At 70.9% G+C, this 17358-nt stretch carries 16 protein-coding genes; 10 read left to right on the plus strand and 6 right to left on the minus strand.

Annotated features, from left to right (window positions below; genetic code table 11):
• Window positions 1-4: 4 nt before the first annotated feature.
• Window positions 5-514 (minus strand): winged helix-turn-helix transcriptional regulator, encoded by a 510-nt coding sequence (locus ACWDEW_RS39935; RefSeq protein ID WP_450519888.1) that lies wholly within the window; start codon window positions 512-514, stop codon window positions 5-7.
• A gap of 167 nt (window positions 515-681) precedes the next feature.
• Between ACWDEW_RS39935 and ACWDEW_RS39940 the strand changes: the two genes are divergently transcribed.
• Window positions 682-1851 (plus strand): thiolase family protein, encoded by a 1170-nt coding sequence (locus ACWDEW_RS39940; RefSeq protein ID WP_450519890.1) that lies wholly within the window; start codon window positions 682-684, stop codon window positions 1849-1851.
• A gap of 23 nt (window positions 1852-1874) precedes the next feature.
• Here the strand turns inward: ACWDEW_RS39940 and ACWDEW_RS39945 are convergent, their stop codons facing one another.
• Entirely contained in the window at window positions 1875-2705 is an 831-nt protein-coding gene (locus ACWDEW_RS39945; RefSeq protein ID WP_450519891.1) for a TVP38/TMEM64 family protein, read from the minus strand.
• Between the two features lie 50 nt (window positions 2706-2755).
• On the opposite strand from ACWDEW_RS39945, the gene ACWDEW_RS39950 reads away from it, so the two are divergent.
• The 4 genes from ACWDEW_RS39950 (at window position 2756) to ACWDEW_RS39965 (ending at window position 6837) form a co-directional block, all read left to right on the plus strand.
• Entirely contained in the window at window positions 2756-3478 is a 723-nt protein-coding gene (locus ACWDEW_RS39950; RefSeq protein ID WP_450519892.1) for a DNA alkylation repair protein, read from the plus strand.
• Window positions 3479-3777: 299 nt separating this feature from the next.
• The gene (tuf, locus tag ACWDEW_RS39955; protein ID WP_019071044.1) at window positions 3778-4947 is read left to right on the plus strand and encodes an elongation factor Tu; all 1170 of its coding nucleotides are present in this window, start codon (window positions 3778-3780) and stop codon (window positions 4945-4947) included.
• A gap of 158 nt (window positions 4948-5105) precedes the next feature.
• Entirely contained in the window at window positions 5106-5942 is an 837-nt protein-coding gene (locus tag ACWDEW_RS39960) for a patatin-like phospholipase family protein (protein ID WP_450519894.1), read from the plus strand.
• Between the two features lie 49 nt (window positions 5943-5991).
• A complete protein-coding gene (locus ACWDEW_RS39965) occupies window positions 5992-6837 on the plus strand; it encodes a spermidine synthase (RefSeq protein ID WP_450519896.1) in 846 nt (281 codons plus the stop codon).
• Here the strand turns inward: ACWDEW_RS39965 and ACWDEW_RS39970 are convergent.
• Window positions 6799-8106, minus strand: a complete 1308-nt coding sequence (locus tag ACWDEW_RS39970; RefSeq protein WP_450519898.1) for an MFS transporter — start codon at window positions 8104-8106, stop codon at window positions 6799-6801. The genes ACWDEW_RS39965 and ACWDEW_RS39970 overlap by 39 nt on opposite strands.
• A gap of 75 nt (window positions 8107-8181) precedes the next feature.
• The gene (locus ACWDEW_RS39975) at window positions 8182-9198 is read right to left on the minus strand and encodes a hypothetical protein (protein WP_450519900.1); all 1017 of its coding nucleotides are present in this window, start codon (window positions 9196-9198) and stop codon (window positions 8182-8184) included.
• Between the two features lie 153 nt (window positions 9199-9351).
• Between ACWDEW_RS39975 and ACWDEW_RS39980 the strand changes: the two genes are divergently transcribed.
• A complete protein-coding gene (locus ACWDEW_RS39980) occupies window positions 9352-9789 on the plus strand; it encodes a DUF4442 domain-containing protein (RefSeq protein ID WP_450519918.1) in 438 nt (145 codons plus the stop codon).
• A gap of 68 nt (window positions 9790-9857) precedes the next feature.
• Here the strand turns inward: ACWDEW_RS39980 and galU are convergent, their stop codons facing one another.
• Window positions 9858-10811 carry a UTP--glucose-1-phosphate uridylyltransferase GalU gene (gene galU / locus ACWDEW_RS39985; protein ID WP_450519902.1) on the minus strand — a complete coding sequence of 318 codons (954 nt, stop codon included), beginning with the start codon at window positions 10809-10811 and terminating at the stop codon, window positions 9858-9860.
• 419 nt (window positions 10812-11230) lie between these two features.
• Between galU and ACWDEW_RS39990 the strand changes: the two genes are divergently transcribed.
• From ACWDEW_RS39990 to ACWDEW_RS40000, 3 genes are all read left to right on the plus strand, one after another.
• The gene (locus ACWDEW_RS39990) at window positions 11231-12985 is read left to right on the plus strand and encodes an RICIN domain-containing protein (protein WP_450519904.1); all 1755 of its coding nucleotides are present in this window, start codon (window positions 11231-11233) and stop codon (window positions 12983-12985) included.
• 42 nt (window positions 12986-13027) lie between these two features.
• A complete protein-coding gene (locus ACWDEW_RS39995) occupies window positions 13028-14524 on the plus strand; it encodes an amidohydrolase (protein ID WP_450519906.1) in 1497 nt (498 codons plus the stop codon).
• 71 nt (window positions 14525-14595) lie between these two features.
• Entirely contained in the window at window positions 14596-14772 is a 177-nt protein-coding gene (locus tag ACWDEW_RS40000) for a hypothetical protein (protein ID WP_450519908.1), read from the plus strand.
• Window positions 14773-14857: 85 nt separating this feature from the next.
• Here ACWDEW_RS40000 and ACWDEW_RS40005 read toward each other — a convergent pair whose 3' ends face one another.
• A complete protein-coding gene (locus ACWDEW_RS40005; protein ID WP_450519910.1) occupies window positions 14858-16165 on the minus strand; it encodes a lysine N(6)-hydroxylase/L-ornithine N(5)-oxygenase family protein in 1308 nt (435 codons plus the stop codon).
• 98 nt (window positions 16166-16263) lie between these two features.
• On the opposite strand from ACWDEW_RS40005, the gene ACWDEW_RS40010 reads away from it, so the two are divergent.
• Window positions 16264-17217, plus strand: a complete 954-nt coding sequence (locus ACWDEW_RS40010) for a methionyl-tRNA formyltransferase (protein WP_450519912.1) — start codon at window positions 16264-16266, stop codon at window positions 17215-17217.
• The last annotated feature ends 141 nt before the right edge of the window (window positions 17218-17358 follow it).

The raw sequence follows: 17358 nt of genomic DNA on the forward strand, positions 1-17358 counted from the left end.
CCGGTCAGGCCGCCGCCGGCCCGGTCACGGTCCAGCCGGGCGCCTGCGGATGGGCCGTCAGGTCCTCGTGGCGGACCGGGGCTCCGCAGGCCGTGCAGGTGACGGTCGGGACCAGTTCGTTGCCGCAGATGTGCTCGACCACCATGGGGCGGTCGAGCAGATCCTTTCGGAGATGACGGTCGCCCCATGCCATGAGGGTCATCAGGACCGGCTCCAGTTCGAGACCCGCCTCCGTGGGCCGGTACTCGAAGCGCTGCGGGTGCTCGCTGTAGGTCTGCCGGGTGAGGATCCCGGCGTCGACGAGACGGCGCAGCCGGGCGGCCAGGACGTCGCGCGGGGCGCCGATGTTGCGGACCAGTTGGTCGAAGCGGCGATTGCCCAGGCACACCTCCCGCAGGACGAGCAGGGAGTACTTCTCGCCGACGAGCGCGAGGGCGTCGGCGATCGAGCAGGGGCGCGGGTCTTTGGGGGCGGGCTTGTCTTTGAGGGCGGGCTTGTCTTTGGGAGGGGCCATGCGTCCACTTTACGGGAGGGTTTGATTTTCCAACTGACAGGGCTATGGTGAGTTTGGATTTCCTACTCACTAATAGTTCTGCCGGTAGTTCTGCTGGTAGTTCTGCTGGTAGTTCTGCCGGTAGTTCTGGTCGTTCTTTCTGGCTGGTCATCCTGGAGGCCCGCATCATGCGTGACGCAGTGATCGTCGAAGCCGTACGCACCCCCGTGGGCAAGGGCAAGCCGAACGGCTCCCTCGCCCAGGTCCATCCCGTCGAACTCCTCGCACACACCCTGCGCACCCTCGTCGAGCGCACCGGGATCGACCCGGTCCTCATCGACGACGTCATCGGCGGCACGGTCACCCAGGTCGGTGAGCAGTCCGTCAACATCACCCGGCAGGCCGTCCTGTCGGCGGGCTTCCCGGAGTCGGTGCCCGCGACCACCGTGGACCGCCAGTGCGGCTCCTCCCAGCAGGCCGTGCACTTCGCGGCACAGGGCGTGCTCTCCGGGGCGTACGACCTGGTCGTGGCCTGCGGAGTGGAGTCCATGGGACGGGTACCGATGGGGTCGGCCGTGCTGCCCGGCACGGACCCCTTCGGCCCCGGAGTCGCCGCACGCTACCCGGAAGGCCTTGTCCCGCAAGGCATCAGCGCCGAACTCATCGCCGCCAAGTGGTCGATGACCCGCGACCAGTTGGACGACTTCGCGCTCTCCTCGCACCACAAGGCCGCCGCAGCCTGGGACGCGGGCCTCTTCGACGCCCAGGTGATACCCCTGGCGGGCGCCTCGCGCGACGAGTGCGTACGGCCCGGCAGCACCGCCGAGGTTCTGGGCGGCCTCAAGCCCGCCTTCTACGACCCGAGTTGGGCCGAGCGGTTCCCGGGGATCGAGTGGAACATCACCGCAGGCAACTCCAGCCCGATCAACGACGGTGCCTCCGCCGCCCTGATCACGTCCAGCGAGACCGCGGCCCGGCTCGGGCTGCGCCCGCTCGCCCGGCTGCACAGCTTCGCCGTGACCGGCTCCGACCCGTTGCTCATGCTCACCGGTGTCATACCGGCCACCGAGAAGGTGCTGCGCAGGGCCTCGCTCGCCCTCGACGACATCGACCTGTTCGAGGTCAACGAGGCGTTCTCCAGCGTCGTTCTGGCCTGGCAGCAGGAGACCGGCGCCGATCTCGCCAAGGTCAACGTGCACGGCGGGGCCATCGCGATCGGCCATCCGCTCGGCGCGAGCGGCACCCGGCTGACGACCACGCTCGTGCACGCGATGCGGGACCGGGGAGCGCGCTACGGGCTGCAGACGATGTGCGAGGCCGGGGGTCTCGCCAACGCGATGATCATCGAGGCTGTCTGAGTGCTACCGAGTGCTACCGAGTGCTACTGGGGGCGCAGGTGGTGGCGCTTGCGCCAGGCCACCACCGCGCCGCCGAGGGCCGGCAGGGCGATGCAGGCCATGGCGATCAGGAAGGCCGGAGACGTGGGGCTGGAGGCACGGGCGCCGGCGACGACGTAGGCGGCGGTGTTCGGGAGCGAGCCGAGCGCCGTCGCGAGCAGGAACGGCATCCAGCGCATACGGGAGACGGCGGCGCAGTAGTTCACGCCCCAGAACGGCAGTCCCGGGAAGAGCCGCGCCGCCATCATCGAACGGAAGGCGTGCCTGCTGAGTTGGCCGTCGGCCGCCTTGAGCCACCGGCCCCGCAGCAGCGGGCGCAGCGCGTCCTGGCCCAGGACACGGCCGAGGCCGAAGGAGATCCCGGCCCCGAGCACCGTCCCCGCCAGCGCCGAGGCGGTGCCCAGCTGGGAGCCGAACAGTGCGCCCGCCGCGAGGTTGAGCAGCGGGCGCGGTACGAACGCCACGCTGCACAGGCCGTAGGCGGCGGCGAAAACCAACGCCGCCATGGCACCGGTGAGTTGGGGCGGCCAGCCGTCGGAGAGGAGCCGCTGCGGGTGGAAGAGCAGCACGGTCGAAGCCGCCCCGGCGAGCAGCACGAGGAGCAGCGACAGCCGGGACCACGGTGAGAGCAGGGCTCTCGTGCAGCGCGCGGAGAAGCCGGTCGGGACGACGGGCAGCAGGGGCGCGACGGTGACGAGGGACGTGCCTGTGGGGACGGTCACGACCGCGGCGAGTTCCGTGCCGGCGGTCTTGGCAGTGGCCTGGGGAGTGGCCGTGGCGGTGCCCCCGGAGCGGGTGGTGGCATCGGCGAGCATGTCGGCGACCCTAACCGACCTGTGTATGTGATCGCCGTATGGTTCGTCTCATGAGCGTCACAGGTGCGGGCACCCTGGAGGTGCCGGGCAGTGTTCTCGCCGACACCGTGCTGGAGCGGCTCACCGCCACCTACGCCGCCGCGGCCGACCCGGAACGGGCGGTACCGATGCGGGCCTACATGAAGGACGTCGCGCCCTTCCTCGGTCTGACCACGCCCGTACGCAGGGCTTTGTCCCGCACGGTCCTGGAGGGCACGCCCCGCCCCGACGAGACCGACTGCACCGCGATCGCCCTGCGCTGCTGGGAACTGCCGGAGCGCGAGTACCAGTACTTCGCGGTGGACTACCTGCGCCGCCATGTGAGGCACTGCACGTCCGGCTTCCTGCCCGTCGCCCGGCATCTCGTCTCCACGGTCCCCTGGTGGGACACCGTCGACGCACTCGCCTCCCACGTAGTGGGAGGCCTGGTCGCCGCCGATCCGAGGCTGGCGGCCGACATGGACGCGTGGATCGTCGACGACGACCTGTGGGTCGCGCGTACGGCCCTGCTCCACCAACTGCGCTACAAGGAGCGCACCGACACCGAACGCCTCTTCGCGTACTGCCTGCGCCAGTCCGGGCACCCCGACTTCTTCATCCGCAAGGCCATCGGCTGGTGCCTGCGCGAGTACGCGAAGACGGACCCGGAGGCGGTGCGTGGCTTCCTGGCCCGGGAGAAGGGGCGGTTCGCGCCGCTGTCGGTGCGCGAGGCTCTGAAGAACATCGGTCCCTGACGACCATCGGTCCCTGACGACCATCGGGTCCTGAAGTCCCTTCCGAAGTCACGCTGCCGATAAATCGTTCGACGTGGGGCAAAGCGTCGGCAATGATCGGAGCCATGTTCCGGTACGCCTTCCACCTCGCAGCATCCGCGGTCGCGGATGCCCCGAAGGCTGCCGTTCCCGCACTCGTCGCCGCCGTCGACGGCGCCCGAAGCTGACCCTCTCCGGATCGTCCGGCGGACCCCGCAGGGGGAGGGTCGGCGAGTCCTCGGGGTCCCCGCACTTCCCTCATCAGGCTTCGAGGTACCGCCATGTCCAAGACGGCATACGTCCGCACGAAACCGCATCTGAACATCGGCACGATGGGCCATGTCGACCACGGCAAGACCACCCTGACCGCCGCCATCACCAAGGTCCTCGCCGAGCGCGGCGCGTCCACCTTCGTCCCGTTCGACCGCATCGACCGGGCGCCGGAGGAGGCCGCGCGCGGCATCACCATCAACATCGCGCACGTCGAGTACGAGACCGACACCCGGCACTACGCGCACGTCGACATGCCCGGCCACGCCGACTACGTCAAGAACATGGTCACCGGGGCCGCGCAGCTCGACGGGGCGATCCTCGTCGTCTCCGCGCTCGACGGGATCATGCCGCAGACCGCCGAACACGTGCTGCTCGCCCGGCAGGTGGGCGTCGACCACATCGTGGTCGCGCTCAACAAGGCCGACGCGGGTGACGAGGAGCTCACCGACCTCGTGGAGCTGGAGGTCCGCGAACTGCTCACTGCGAACGGCTACGGCGGCGACTCCGTACCCGTCGTACGGGTGTCCGGCCTCAAGGCCCTTGAGGGGGACCCCCGTTGGACGGCGTCGATCGACGCCCTGCTCGACGCCGTGGACACGTATGTGCCCATGCCCGAGCGGTACTTGGACGCGCCGTTCCTGCTGCCCGTCGAGAACGTGCTCACCATCACCGGGCGCGGGACGGTGGTCACGGGCGCGATCGAGCGCGGCACGGTCCGGGTGGGCGACCGGATCGAAGTGCTCGGGGCCGCCGTGGAGACGGTGGTCACCGGCCTGGAGACGTTCGGCAAGCCCATGGAGGAGGCCCAGGCCGGGGACAGCGTGGCGCTGCTGCTGCGCGGGGTCCCGCGTGACGCGGTCCGGCGCGGGCACATCGTCGCGGCGCCCGGCAGTGTCGTGCCCAGCCGCCGCTTCTCCGCGCAGGTGTACGTCCTGTCGGCGCGCGAGGGTGGCCGGACGACCGCGGTGTCGACCGGCTACCGGCCGCAGTTCTACATCCGCACCGCGGACGTCGTCGGCGACATCGACCTCGGCGAGACGGCGGTCGCGCGACCCGGGGACACCGTCACGATGTCGGTCGAGCTGGGCCGTGAGGTCCCGTTGGAGCCGGGGCTCGGCTTCGCGATCCGCGAGGGCGGACGGACGGTCGGCGCGGGCACGGTGACCGAGGTCGGCTGAATGAGCGAGGTGCCCGTCCCTGCGGGGGCGGGCACCTTCGCGCGTTCGAGGGGGCCCGCCAGTGTCAGGCGGGCGACCCGCGACGGTCATTGTCAGTGGCGTGCGCAAGACTTGATCGTGGAGACAGTCGTGGCGAGTGATGGAGAGGTGGGGGCACCATGGCGGGCAAGGCACTTGTGCTGGGTGGCGGGGGCATCAGCGGTATCGGCTGGATGGCCGGGATGCTGTACGGCCTGGGCGAGGCGGGCGTGGATCTCGGCGACGCCGACGTCGTGATTGGTACGTCGGCCGGTTCGGCCGTCGGCGCGCAACTGACGGCGGGCACGCTCAAGGAACTCTACGAGCGCCAACTCGCGGCCCCCGAGGGCGAGATCCCGAGCCGACTCGGCGTCGGCCTGCTGTTCCGCTACGTGCTGACGACCCTGACCTCGCGCACTCCCGAGGCGTACGGCCGGAAGATCGGCCGTATGGCACTCGCCGCCAGGACGCCCGACGCGGCGGCCCGGCGGGCCGCGATAGCGAGCAGGCTCGTCTCGCCGGAGTGGCCCGATCGTGCCCTGCGCCTCACCGCCGTGGACACCGCGACCGGGGAGCTGCGGGTCTTCGACAAGGACAGCGGGCCGGCTCTCGCCGACGCCGTCGCCGCGAGTTGCGCGGTTCCCGGTGTGTGGCCGCCGGTCTCGATCGAGGGCAGGGTCTGGATGGACGGCGGCATCCATTCGTCCGCCAACGCCCATCTCGCGGAGGGCTACGACCGGGTCGTCGTCCTCGCCCCGATGACCGTCGGCGGCGGGCCTCTCGCCTCGGCTGCGGACCAGACCCGGCGGCTCGTGGAACAGGGAGCCCGCGCGGTCGCCGTCAGTCCGTCCCCCGAGGCGAAGCAGGCGTACGGCCGGAATCCGCTCGACCCGGCGGTACGCGCGCCGGCCGCTCGCGCGGGGCGGGAACAGGCGGCGGCGCACTTGGCGGAGGTGGGGGAGGTGTGGGGGGTCTGACGGGCCCGTACGACCGCGCCACCTCGCTCCACCCCGGCACAATGGAGCCGTGGACGAACCGATACCCGTGACCCGGGACGTTGATCACGGGACCGCCAAGCTGATGCCCGACGTGGATCGGGCGCGGGCCTGGCTGCTGACCGTCGACGGGGCGCCGCAGTCGTATGTGGACCTGGACGCGCCGACGCATCTGGAGTTCGAGTACGCGCGGCGGCTCGGGCATGTGCTGGACACCGTCGCGGAGCCGGGGCGCCCGCTGGACGTGGTGCATCTGGGCGGCGGGGCGCTCACGTTGCCCCGGTACCTGGCGGCGACCCGGCCGGGCTCGCGGCAGGACGTCGTCGAGGCGGACCTGGGGCTGCTGGAGCTGGTCGCCGAGCATCTGCCGGTGCCGGACGGTGCCGGTGTCACCGTGCACGGCGCCGACGCCCGGGCATGGCTGGAGGCGGCGCCGGACGCTTCGGCGGACGTGATCGTCGCGGACGTCTTCGGCGGGACGCGGGTTCCGGCGCATCTGACCTCCGTGGCGTACGCCCGCGAGGCCGAGCGCGTGCTGCGGGCCGACGGGTACTACCTCGCCAACCTCGCGGACTCCGCCCCGTTCGCATTCCTGCGCGCCCAACTCGCCACGTTCGGCGCGGTGTTCGGGGAGCTGGCGCTGATCGCGGAACCGGGTGTGCTGCGCGGACGCCGGTTCGGCAACGCGGTGCTCGTCGCCGCCCACCGGCCCGTCGACACGGTGGCCCTGACCCGGCTCGTGGCCTCGGACGCCTTCCCGGCGCGGCTCGAACACGGGCTCGCGGTACGGGACTTCATCGGCGGCGCGCGACCTGTCCGGGACGAGGACGCCGTACCGTCACCCCAGCCCCCCGACGGAGCGTTCGGGATCGGCTGAGCCGTTCGCGGCCTTCGCTTCGACGCGGGCCGGTGACCCAGTGCGCCGCCGTAGATTCCGTACCTCCGGCACGCACAGCGCTCCCGCCGTCACCAGAGCGACCAGGATCGCGCACCCCCACAGGGCCGCCGTGCGGCCGAAGGCCGACTCCGCGGGACCCGCCGCCGCGGCGGCGACCGGCATCAGCGCGATCGAGCCGAGCCAGTCGTACGCCGCGATCCGGGAGAGCTTCTCCTCGGGGATCTCCTGGTGCAGTGCCGTCATCCACGACACCCCGAACACCTCGACGGTGGCCCCGGCGACGAACATCACCACGCACAGGACACCGACCGGCACCGGCACCGCGAGCGCGGCGGACGGGAGGGCCAGGGGGAAGATGCAGAGTATGCCCGCGAGGAGCAGCCTGCGGGGTTTCCAACGGGTCATCAGCAGGGCGCCGGCCACCGTGCCCGCGCCGAACGCGGCCAGCGCCAGGCCCCAGGGACCCGCGCCGCCGAGGCTGTCCCGGGCGACGAGCGGGCCGTAGACGCCGTCGGCCGCACCGACCACCGCGTTGGCGACGGAGAACGCCACGACAACGGACCACAGCCAGGGTCGGCCGATGAACTCCCGCCAGCCGTCCCGGAGATCGGCCAGCATTCCGCCGCCCGGCACGCGCGGCGGGATGTGGCTCACGTCGAGGAAGGAGCGCAGCGCCCCGGCGACCGCGAACATCGCCGCGTCGAGGGCGAGCACCCAGCCGGGGCCGACCACCGCGACCAGCGCACCGCCGAGGGCGGCGCCGCCCAGGGACGCGCCCTGCATCGCCATCCGGAACACCGCGAACGCCCGGCCCGCCTGCTCCCCGCTCACCGTGGACATCAGCATGCCCTCGGCCGCCGGGCCGAAGAACGCGTGCCCGGTGCCGCCGAGCGCGGCCAGCAGCATCATCTGCCACAGCCGGGGCTCACCGGCGAGGACCAGTACCGCGAAGGCCGCCTGCGAGACACAGCTGAGGGCGTTGGCCGCGACCATCACCCGATGCCGGGGCACCCGGTCCGCGAGCGCGCCGCTGACCAGCAGGAACACCACCAGCGGCAGCGTGCGCGAGGCGGCCACCAGCCCCACGTCACCGCTGTCGCCGCCCGCGTCCAGCACGGCGAACGCGGCGGCGATCAGCGCACCGCTGCCGCCGAGACCGGTCGCCACCGCGGCGGTGGTCAGCAGGGTGTAGTTGCGGCCCGCCCAGTCGGGGCGGCGCGGGTGACGGAGGGCGGCGGTGGCGTTCACCGGCCGACTATCCCCGCCCCGGCCTGTCCCTGCCAAACGGATTGCGGCCAGAAACGAGCCGAACGGCCAGGGCCCTCAGCTGGTGCTGCCCGTGGGATCCCCGTGCAGCCGTACGGTGCTGAGGATCTTCTGCACCGTCGCGTCGGGGATCTCCTCGCTGACGCCCTTGGCGCCGTAGAGGGTCCAGGAGACGAAGTCGCCCGCCGAGTTCTTGAAGGCGAACGTGGTCGCCTTGCCGTCGGTGGAGCACTTGCCGCTCTTCGGCACGCCGGTCGTGTACGAGGTGGCGACGCTGCCGGTGACACCCGACTTCGTCGTGTACGGCTTCGCCGCGCCGATCTTCAGGTACTTCTTGGAGGAGTCCTTCTGGTCCGTGTACCCGCCGAACGCGAACGCGGCGGCGTCACCGCGCGCGGTGCTCGCGGTGTCCTTCGCGCCGTCCTCGCCCTTCGTGCCGCTCGTCGCCAGCCCCGAGGTCTCCTTCGTGCCGTCCTTGTCGTCGTCGGACTCGCACCACTTCTGCTTCAGATAGGCGGGCGCGGAGAAGCCGATGTACGGGGAGCCGTCGCCCTTCTGCTCGTCCTCGAAGAAGGTGAAGGTGCCCGGCGTACCGACTTCCCAGTCGGCGGGGACGTCGAAGGCGGTGCCGTACTTCTGGTTGACGACGACCTTCCAGCCCGTGATGGTCGGCTGCTCGCTCTCGGTGCCTCGCGGGTTGTCGTCGGAACCGGAGGAGGAGGCACTCGGGTCCGCGGAGGCGGAGGGCGACTGGCTCGTCCCGCTCTTGCCGCCGTCGGCCTTGTCGTCCTTGTTCCCGCCCAGGACCAGGAACCCGGTCACGCCGGCGGCCACGACGACGGCCGTGGCGGCGACGATCGCGACCAGCTTCGTCCGGTTTCCGCCGCCCCCGCCCTGCGGCGGCTGAGGTCCGCCGGCGGGGCCCGGAGCACCCCACTGCGGTTGCTGCGCATAGGGGTTGGGCTGCTGGTAGCCGGGCTGCTGATAGGGATTCGGCTGTTGGTACCCCGGCTGCTGGTACGGGTTCTGTTGCGGGTTCTGCTCGCCCCCGGGCGGCTGCTGTCCTGGCCACATGGGCAGTAACCCTAGTGCGGCACAGGACACGGTGGGGTCACCGGCCCTTGTCAGGGTCGTACCAACTCGGGGACCGGGCGGTGTTTGCCGGCGCACAGGTCTGGCCCGAATTGACTACTCGTGGGTAACATGCCGTCCATGAGCGCAGATCAGATGTCCATCGGCGAGTTGCTCGCCGCCACGGTGCCGATGGTTCGCACGCTGAACCTGGAGTACCTGGAGACCAGTCCGGAGCGGGCGGTGCTGGCCCTGCCGGACCAGAGCGAGTACCGCAACCACGTCGGCGGGCCGCACGCCGGCGCCATGTTCACCCTCGGCGAGTCCGCCAGCGGCGCGATCGTCCTCGCCGCCTTCGGCGACCAGCTCTCGCGGGCCGTGCCGCTCCCGGTCAACGCGGAGATCGCGTTCAAGAAGATCGCCCTCGGCCCGGTGAAGGCCATCGCGACTCTCGGCCGTCCCGCCGCCGACGTCGTCGCCGAACTCGACGCGGGCCGGCGCCCCGAGTTCCCGGTGACCGTCGCCATCCAGCGCGAGGACGGGGCCGTGACGGGGGAGATGACGGTCACCTGGACGCTCCGGCCGAACGGCTGACCGTCACGAGGCAGACGTAAGGGCCCGGTTGTCGCTACGGCGTGACCGGGCCCTCGTGCGCGCGGAGTTCAGGCCGCGAGCTGCTCGTCCTGGCTCGCGCCGCCCTCCAGTCCCGCCACGAACTCCTTGAGCCATGCCACGAATTCGGGCCCCAGGTCCGGGCGGTCGCAGGCCAGCCGGACCACCGTGCGCAGATAGTCGGCCTTGTCACCGGTGTCGTAGCGCAGGCCGTCGAAGACGACCCCGTGGACCGTGCCGCCGGCGGCCAACTCCTGGAGGGCGTCGGTCAGTTGGATCTCGCCGCCGCGGCCGGGCGGAGTGCGCTCCAGAGTGGGGAAGATCGCGGGGTCGAGGACGTAGCGGCCGATGACGGCGTAACGGCTCGGCGCGTCCTCGCGGGACGGCTTCTCGACCAGGCCGGTGACCCGTACGACACCGTCCTCGCCGGTCGGCTCGACGGCCGCGCAGCCGTACAGGTGGACCTGTTCCGCCGGGACTTCCATGAGGGCGACCACGCTGCCCGCGTACCGTTCGCGGACCTCCAGCATCCGGCTGAGCAGGGTCTCGCGCGGGTCGATCAGGTCGTCGCCGAGCAGGACCGCGAAGGGCTGGTCGCCGACGTGGTGGCGGGCGCAGAGCACCGCGTGGCCGAGGCCGAGCGGGTCGCCCTGGCGGATGTGGTGGATGTCGGCGAGGCGCGCGGGATCGCGTACGGCGTCCAGACGTACGGTGTCGCCCTTTGCGGCCAGGGCCTGTTCCAGTTCGAAGGCGTGGTCGAAGTGGTCCTCGATGGCGCGCTTGTGCCGGCCGGTGACCATCAGGATGTCGTCGAGTCCGGCCGCGGCGGCCTCCTCGACGACGTACTGGATCGCGGGCTTGTCGACGACCGGGAGCATCTCCTTGGGCGTCGCCTTCGTCGCAGGCAGGAACCGCGTGCCGAGCCCGGCGGCCGGCACGACCGCCTTGCGGACCGTGGGGACAGGAGCGGGTGCGGGGATGGCTGAGGAGTGGGGGGCGATCATGCGGTTCATGGTGGACCACGGCGATGAGAGCATCCCGAGAGAAACTTCGGAGTTCCCTGTGTGCCTCCCTTAGTTCGCGGAGGAGTTGGAGATTTCGTGTAGACGCCTGTGGATACCCGCGGTAACCAATCTGAATTCACAGCGTTTTGAACATCGGTCACCCTAACTCCTTGTTTCCTGTCAGGCGCTTGTGCGAGTGTGAGCCACCTCGTGAGGACAGTCGTGAGAAGGCAATGGTCAGGGTCGTTTCTGACATCTCATAGGTATGCACCAAGCAAGCACCTGCTTTCCGATGGTCGGGCATTCGTGTGCCGTCCTGCGGCTTGGAAGGAAATGGTCCCGTGCAATCCCCCTACCCCCCACGCCCGCCGTTCCCGCCTCGCCCCGGATCGAGTCCGGGGGAGTCGGACCGCAATCTCGTGGCACAACTCGGCGACAAAGCCGCGGGCACTCGTTCCGTCGCCCTGCTGCTTGCGCGCCACTGGCAGGCGACAAGCGAATATGCGGCCATCTGCCTCGCCACCGCCGAGAGTTCGGCGTCCATGGTGGCCGGCGCCTCCTTCCACCAGGTACTCGCGAGCCGGGTGACCGGTGGTGCCCTGCGGCCCCAACTCCTTGTGGCGGTCCGGGAGACGGTGAAGAAGTGGGCCGCCGACGAGCGAATTCCCGCGCTGTTGCCGGAACTTCGCAAACCCACTGGCGCCCGAGGTCTACGCGCGGCGAGGCCCGGCACCTCCGAAAGGCGGAAGCTCGCGGAGCGCGCTTTCGGCAAGCTGCCGGGCGCCTCCCAATGCCTCCTGTGGCACACCGAGGTCGAGGCGGAGCCCATAACCATACCCGCCGGTCTGCTGGGCGTGGACGAGGCCACCGCGACCGCCGCGCTGGACCAGGCGCGTGAACAATTCAGGGCGGGCTGTGTCCGCGCCCACCTGGAACTCGCGCCGACACCCGAATGCCGCTACTACAACCGTCTCCTCGACGTCCCGATCCGCCGCGGCGGCAGTCTGTTGCCCGATGTGCAACGGCACCTCATGACATGCCGCTACTGCCGTTTCGCGGCGGAGCAGTTGAGCCATTTCGACGGCGGCCTCGAAGTGCTGCTCGCCGAGACCGTCCTCGGCTGGGGAGCCCGCCGCTATCTCGACTCGCGGCCCGGCCGCGCGACGCCCGGGACCGCCACCCGTGCCGTCCGCCGCCCGACGGGCCGCCACCGCCCCACCCCTGACGGCCTCCTCGCCTTCCCGCGAAGGCACCCCAAGGCCGCCGTCGTGGGCGTGGGGCTGACCTCCCTCGCGCTGCTCGCGACCGTGCTCGTCTCCAAGGGCTGGACTCAGAGTGGCACCCCCGATCCGCAGGCCACCTGGGGTGCGCCCAGCGGCAGTTCGTCCCACCAGAGCCCGGTCGCGGCGCCCTCGTCGGCCGGTGCCGAGTCCGCTGCCGGTTCCGTCGGCGCGGGAGTCGTCCAACAGGGTGCGCTGCGCGCCCTCGCGTCCGGGCTGTGCCTCGACGCGGCCGGTGGGCGGGTGCGGAACGGCGCGACCGTAGCTCTGGCCGCGTGTTCCACCGCCGGGTCGCAGCAGTGGTCGTACGACCAGGACGGTCTGCTGCGCAGCCTCGACGATCCCGGACTCTGCCTCGCCTCCGACACCGACAGGGGCACGGTCACGCTGGCCGGGTGCCTGGTGCACGCCGGCGAGGTGCACTACGACCTGACGGTCCGCGGTGAGTTGCTGCTCCGCTGGAGCCAGGGGCTGGCCGTCGCTCCGGAGAACGGGAAGAAGGGGGCGCGGGTCGTGCTGGCGGGACGGGACGGGTCCGCCGGGCAGCGCTGGGCGCTCGGATCCGCCGCCGACGAGGGGGCCGAGGGTGACGAACCTGCGGACGGAGGTAGAGGGGAGGCGGACGGCAGGGGTGACGCGCCCCGCGGCGGTGATCCGACGACACCCGAGAGCGATGATGTGACGCAGTCGCCTCCCTCGGATCCTCCCGAGCAGGATCAGCCGCAGAACACGCCCCGCGCCGCGCAGGTCGCCTGCTGTGAGGATCCCGCGCCGGAGCCCGAGCCTGTGCCCGCACCGGCCGCCGATGTCGTGCAGCCGGTGATGACGGTCGTCGGGGATGTCGTGAACACTGTCACCGGTGTCATCGCAGGGCTCGGCCCTGCCCGGCACTGATGTGAAGGTAAGGTAAGCCTAACTTTACCTAGGGGGTTCTGTATGGCAGACACCGCAAGTGCCCCGGCACCCGCACGGACGCTCGCCCGGGTGCGGCTCGGCGCCGGTGGGCCACTCGCCCGGCTGCGGGTGGCGGACGGCAGGATCACCCACGTCGTCCCGGAAGCGGGCGCGGACCCGGACGCCGGGGCCGGCGGTGAACCCGTCCTCGATCTCGACGGACGGGTGCTGCTGCCCGGCCTGTGGGACGCCCACGTCCACCTCGCGGAATGGGCGAGCGCCCGGCACCGGCTGGACCTGGCCGGAACCGACTCCGCCCGGGCGGTGACCGAGCTCGTCCGGGCGCGCGCCGGGACGTCCGACGGCACGGTGCTCTACGGCTACGGGTTCCGCGACGGCCTGTGGCCCGACGCCCCGCACAAAGCACTGCTCGACGCGGTGCTGCCCGACCGGCCGGTCGCCCTGGTCAGCGCCGATCTCCATGCCGCGTGGTTCAACTCGGCCTGCCTCGCGCTCGTCGGCCGCGGCGACCACCCCACCGGCCTGATCAGGGAACACGAGGCCCACGAAGCCCTCGCCGCGCTCCCCGCGACCCCGGACGAGGTGCTCGACGGCTGGATCGAGGAGGCCTGCCGGGCCGCCGCCGCACGCGGCGTCACCGGAGTCATCGACTTCCAGTTTGGCGACACGGTCGCGGACTGGGAACGCCGTTCGGCCCAATTCCAGCCCGCCGTACGGGTGTTGGCCGCGGTGTATCCGAGCTACCTGGACGCCGCGATCAAGCGCGGGCTGCGCACGGGCGAAGAGATCGGTGGCCTGGTCGGGGTGGGCCCGCTGAAACTCTTCACGGACGGTTCGCTCAACACCCGCACCGCCCTGTGCCGCGACCCCTACCCCGGCCTGGAGGGCACGGACGGCGCCCACGGCATCGAGCAGACGGCCCCCGACGAGCTCGTACGGCTCATGCGGCGTGCCGCCGCGCACGGCATCGAACCCGCCGTGCACGCCATCGGCGACCGCGCCAACACCGTTGCCCTGGACGCCTTCGAGGCGGTGCGCTGCCGCGGCCGGATCGAGCACGCGCAGCTGCTGAGCCCCGAAGACCTCCCGAGATTCGCCGAGCTGGGAGTGATCGCGGGCGTCCAGCCCCGGCACGCGACGGACGACCGCGACGTGGCGGACCGGCACTGGGCCGGACGTACCGAACGCGCCTTCGCCTACGGCGACCTGCTCGCCGCCGGCGCACGGCTGGAGTTCGGCTCGGACGCCCCGGTCTCGCCGCTCGACCCCTGGCTCGCCATCGCCTCGGCGGTCAGCCGCACCGACGACGAACGCCCCGCCTGGCATCCGGAGCAACGCCTGTCCGTACCGGACGCGTTGGTCGCCGCGGCCCGAGGCCGCCGGCTCATCAGGGTCGGGGACCCGGCCGACCTGGTGGTCGTGGACGTGGACCCGCTGGACGCCGATCCGGACACCCTGCGCGCGATGCCCGTGCATGCCACGATGACGAACGGCCGCTGGACCCATGGCCCTTACTGACCCGATCGCTGACCCGGTCCCGTGTCCTGAGGCCTCCATGACGTCCGACGACCGGTGAGAGGCCGACGCGCATGCCGTCATCCGACATGATCCCGTACGACATGCCCGGCCCCGCCGAGCGTGAACCGGACGGGCGCGAGACCGGTTTCGGACATCCACGGCAGCCCGGTGGCGAGGACTCCCGGGACATCGTGGACGCGATCCGGCCGCAGGTCGGTGACAGCGTGCTGGTGGCCCAACATCGCTGATTGTGCGGGGAGTTGATCGGGTGCAGGCAAAAACCCCGGGCCCGGAAGGGACCGTACCCTCCGGGCCCGGGGAACCGTGGGGCCGTCAGACGGCTACTTTCGTCGCCTGTACCGAGCGGTGGATCTCCTCAGCCCGGACCGCGACCGTCGACAGCAGGGTGCTGGTCAGCCCGTGGGTGTGCTCGGTGCCGCCCTGGAGGTAGAGGCCGGCGGTCACCTCCGGGACGGTCTCGACCCGGTGGTCCCGGCCCACGCGGATCTCGTCCCCGTCGTCCCTGAGGCAGAGCTTGGCCGCCTCGCCGAGCAGTGAACCCAGGTCGCGGGGCCGGTAGCCGGTGGCGAGCACCAGTACGTCGGCGGGCAGCACCTGCTTCTCGCCGGTGGGCAGGAACTCCACGGCGACGTCGAGACCGCCGTCCGCTCCGGTATCCACGGCGCGTATCCGCGAGACGTTCAGGAAACGCAGCCGCTCGCGTCCCGCCACCTTCTCCCGGTACGCGGTGGCGTACAGGGCTTCGATCAACTCCATGTCGACCACGGAGTAGTTGGTGGACCGGTGGTAGTCGAGCAGTGACTGCTTGACCTCGGAGGGCGCCGAGAAGTAGACGTCCACCGCCTCCGGGTCGAAGATGCGGTTCGCGAACGGGCTGTCGTCGGCCGGGGTGTAGCCGTACTTGGCGAACACCGAGCACACCTCGGCGTCCGGGAAGGTGCGGTGCAGATAGTCCACCGCCTCGGCGGCGCTCTGGCCCGCGCCGAGCACCACGGCCCGCCGCACCGGCCGTCCCGCGTCGGCCAGTTCGGTCGCGCGGGGGATCAACTCGCTGTTGTGCCAGAGACGTTCGCCCAGTTCGAGACCCGGCGGCACATGCGGTTCGAGACCCATGGCCACGCTGATGTTGCGGGCCCGGCGGGTCACGGTGGCGCCGTTCCCTGAGGTGTCCCGGGTGGTGACGTCGAAGAAGGCCACCTCTCCGTCGTCGCCGCGCACCGGGTCGACGGCGACGACCTCACTGCCGTAGGAGACGAGATGGGAGACGCGCTCGGCCGCCCACTCGAAGTACTCGTGGAACTCCACGCGCAGCGGGAAGAGCGTCTTCTGGTTCAGGAAGTCGATCAGTCTGCCCTGCTCGCGCAGGAAGCAGAGGAAGCTGTAGTCGCTGGTCGGATTCCGCAGCGTGACCAGGTCCTTGAGGAACGACACCTGCATCGTGGCGTCGTCGATCAGCATGCCCCGGTGCCAGCCGAAGCGCGGCTGGCGCTCCAGGAACAGGGCGTTGAGACGGCTGTCTGCCGGAAGGCTCCTGTTGTGCTCCTCAACCGCTATGGACAGAGCGAGATTTGACGGACCGAATCCGATTCCGAGCATGTCGTGGACCACTTCGGAATCCATGAGCGGTGACTTCACCGTGGCATCGCCTCCCTCAGGCAACCCAATGCTAGATAAGGTAAGGCTTACCTTGCAATGAGTCGTTGAAGGGAAGGACCGTCATGCGGGTCGTCATGCTCGGCTATCAGACCTGGGGTCACCGCACGCTGCAGGCGCTGCTGGACTCCGACCACGAGGTCGTGTCCGTCGTCACCCACCCGAAAAGTGAGCATGCCTACGAGAAGATCTGGGACGACAGCGTCGCCGAACTCGCCGAGAAGAACGACGTCCCCGTCCTGCTGCGCAACCGCCCCGACGACGCGGAACTCCTGGACGCCGTACGGGAAGCGCGCCCGGACATCATCGTCGCCAACAACTGGCGGACCTGGCTGCCCCCGGAGCTGTTCGACCTCCCGCCGCACGGCACCCTCAACATCCACGACTCGCTGCTGCCGTCGTACGCGGGCTTCTCCCCGATCATCTGGGCGCTGCTGAACGACGAGCCGCGTGTCGGCGTCACCGCGCACCGCATGAACGGCGAACTCGACGCGGGGGACATCCTGATCCAGCGCTCGGTCCCGGTCGGCCCCACCGACACCGCCACCGACCTGTTCCACCGCACCGTCGACCTCATCGCGCCGATCGTGCGCGAGTCGCTCGACCTGATCGCCTCCGGCCGCGACGCCGGCCAGTGGGTGCCGCAGGACCGCAGCCGCGCCAGCTTCTTCCACAAGCGGTCGGCCGAGGACAGCCGTATCGACTGGAGTTGGCCCGCGGAACGTCTGGAGCGCCTTGTCAGGGCCCAGTCGGACCCGTATCCGAACGCCTACGCCTTTCATCGCGGGGAGCGGCTCAGGATCGTCTCGGCGGCCGTCTCCGAGGGGTGCTACGGCGGCACCCCGGGGCGGATCTTCATCCGCGAGGGCGACGGAGTGGTCGTCGTGGCCGGCCCCGAGGCCCACACCGGGCGCGGCCGTGGGCTGTTGGTGCGCCGGGTGCGCACGGACGACGGCACCGAGTACGCGACCGGCGACTACTTCCGGACCATGGGCGGGTACTTGACGTCCCGTCCCTGAGGGGACGAGCCCGCGTCGGTCGGCGTGTCGCGCCGGGCGGGGTAGGGGGTTCAAAAAAGTGTGTCACTTCCCGCGGGAAGTGACATGTAGCTCACCACCGTGTTGGTGACCGCGACCAGGGGAACGGCGACCACCGCTCCG

The sequence above is a fragment of the Streptomyces sp. NPDC001100 genome (assembly GCF_053598575.1).

Bases quoted from the DNA above. Each gene is read 5' to 3' on its own strand.
- ACWDEW_RS40005 (WP_450519910.1), bottom strand. From the start codon at position 16,165: ATGGATTCCGAAGTGGTCCACGACATGCTCGGAATCGGATTCGGTCCG.
- galU (WP_450519902.1), bottom strand. From the start codon at position 10,811: ATGATCGCCCCCCACTCCTCAGCCATCCCCGCACCCGCTCCTGTCCCC.
- ACWDEW_RS39950 (WP_450519892.1), top strand. From the start codon at position 2,756: ATGAGCGTCACAGGTGCGGGCACCCTGGAGGTGCCGGGCAGTGTTCTC.
- ACWDEW_RS39975 (WP_450519900.1), bottom strand. From the start codon at position 9,198: ATGTGGCCAGGACAGCAGCCGCCCGGGGGCGAGCAGAACCCGCAACAG.
- ACWDEW_RS39935 (WP_450519888.1), bottom strand. From the start codon at position 514: ATGGCCCCTCCCAAAGACAAGCCCGCCCTCAAAGACAAGCCCGCCCCC.
- ACWDEW_RS39995 (WP_450519906.1), top strand. From the start codon at position 13,028: ATGGCAGACACCGCAAGTGCCCCGGCACCCGCACGGACGCTCGCCCGG.
- ACWDEW_RS39980 (WP_450519918.1), top strand. From the start codon at position 9,352: ATGTCCATCGGCGAGTTGCTCGCCGCCACGGTGCCGATGGTTCGCACG.
- ACWDEW_RS39940 (WP_450519890.1), top strand. From the start codon at position 682: ATGCGTGACGCAGTGATCGTCGAAGCCGTACGCACCCCCGTGGGCAAG.
- ACWDEW_RS40000 (WP_450519908.1), top strand. From the start codon at position 14,596: ATGCCGTCATCCGACATGATCCCGTACGACATGCCCGGCCCCGCCGAG.
- tuf (WP_019071044.1), top strand. From the start codon at position 3,778: ATGTCCAAGACGGCATACGTCCGCACGAAACCGCATCTGAACATCGGC.
- ACWDEW_RS40010 (WP_450519912.1), top strand. From the start codon at position 16,264: ATGCGGGTCGTCATGCTCGGCTATCAGACCTGGGGTCACCGCACGCTG.
- ACWDEW_RS39945 (WP_450519891.1), bottom strand. From the start codon at position 2,705: ATGCTCGCCGATGCCACCACCCGCTCCGGGGGCACCGCCACGGCCACT.
- ACWDEW_RS39960 (WP_450519894.1), top strand. From the start codon at position 5,106: ATGGCGGGCAAGGCACTTGTGCTGGGTGGCGGGGGCATCAGCGGTATC.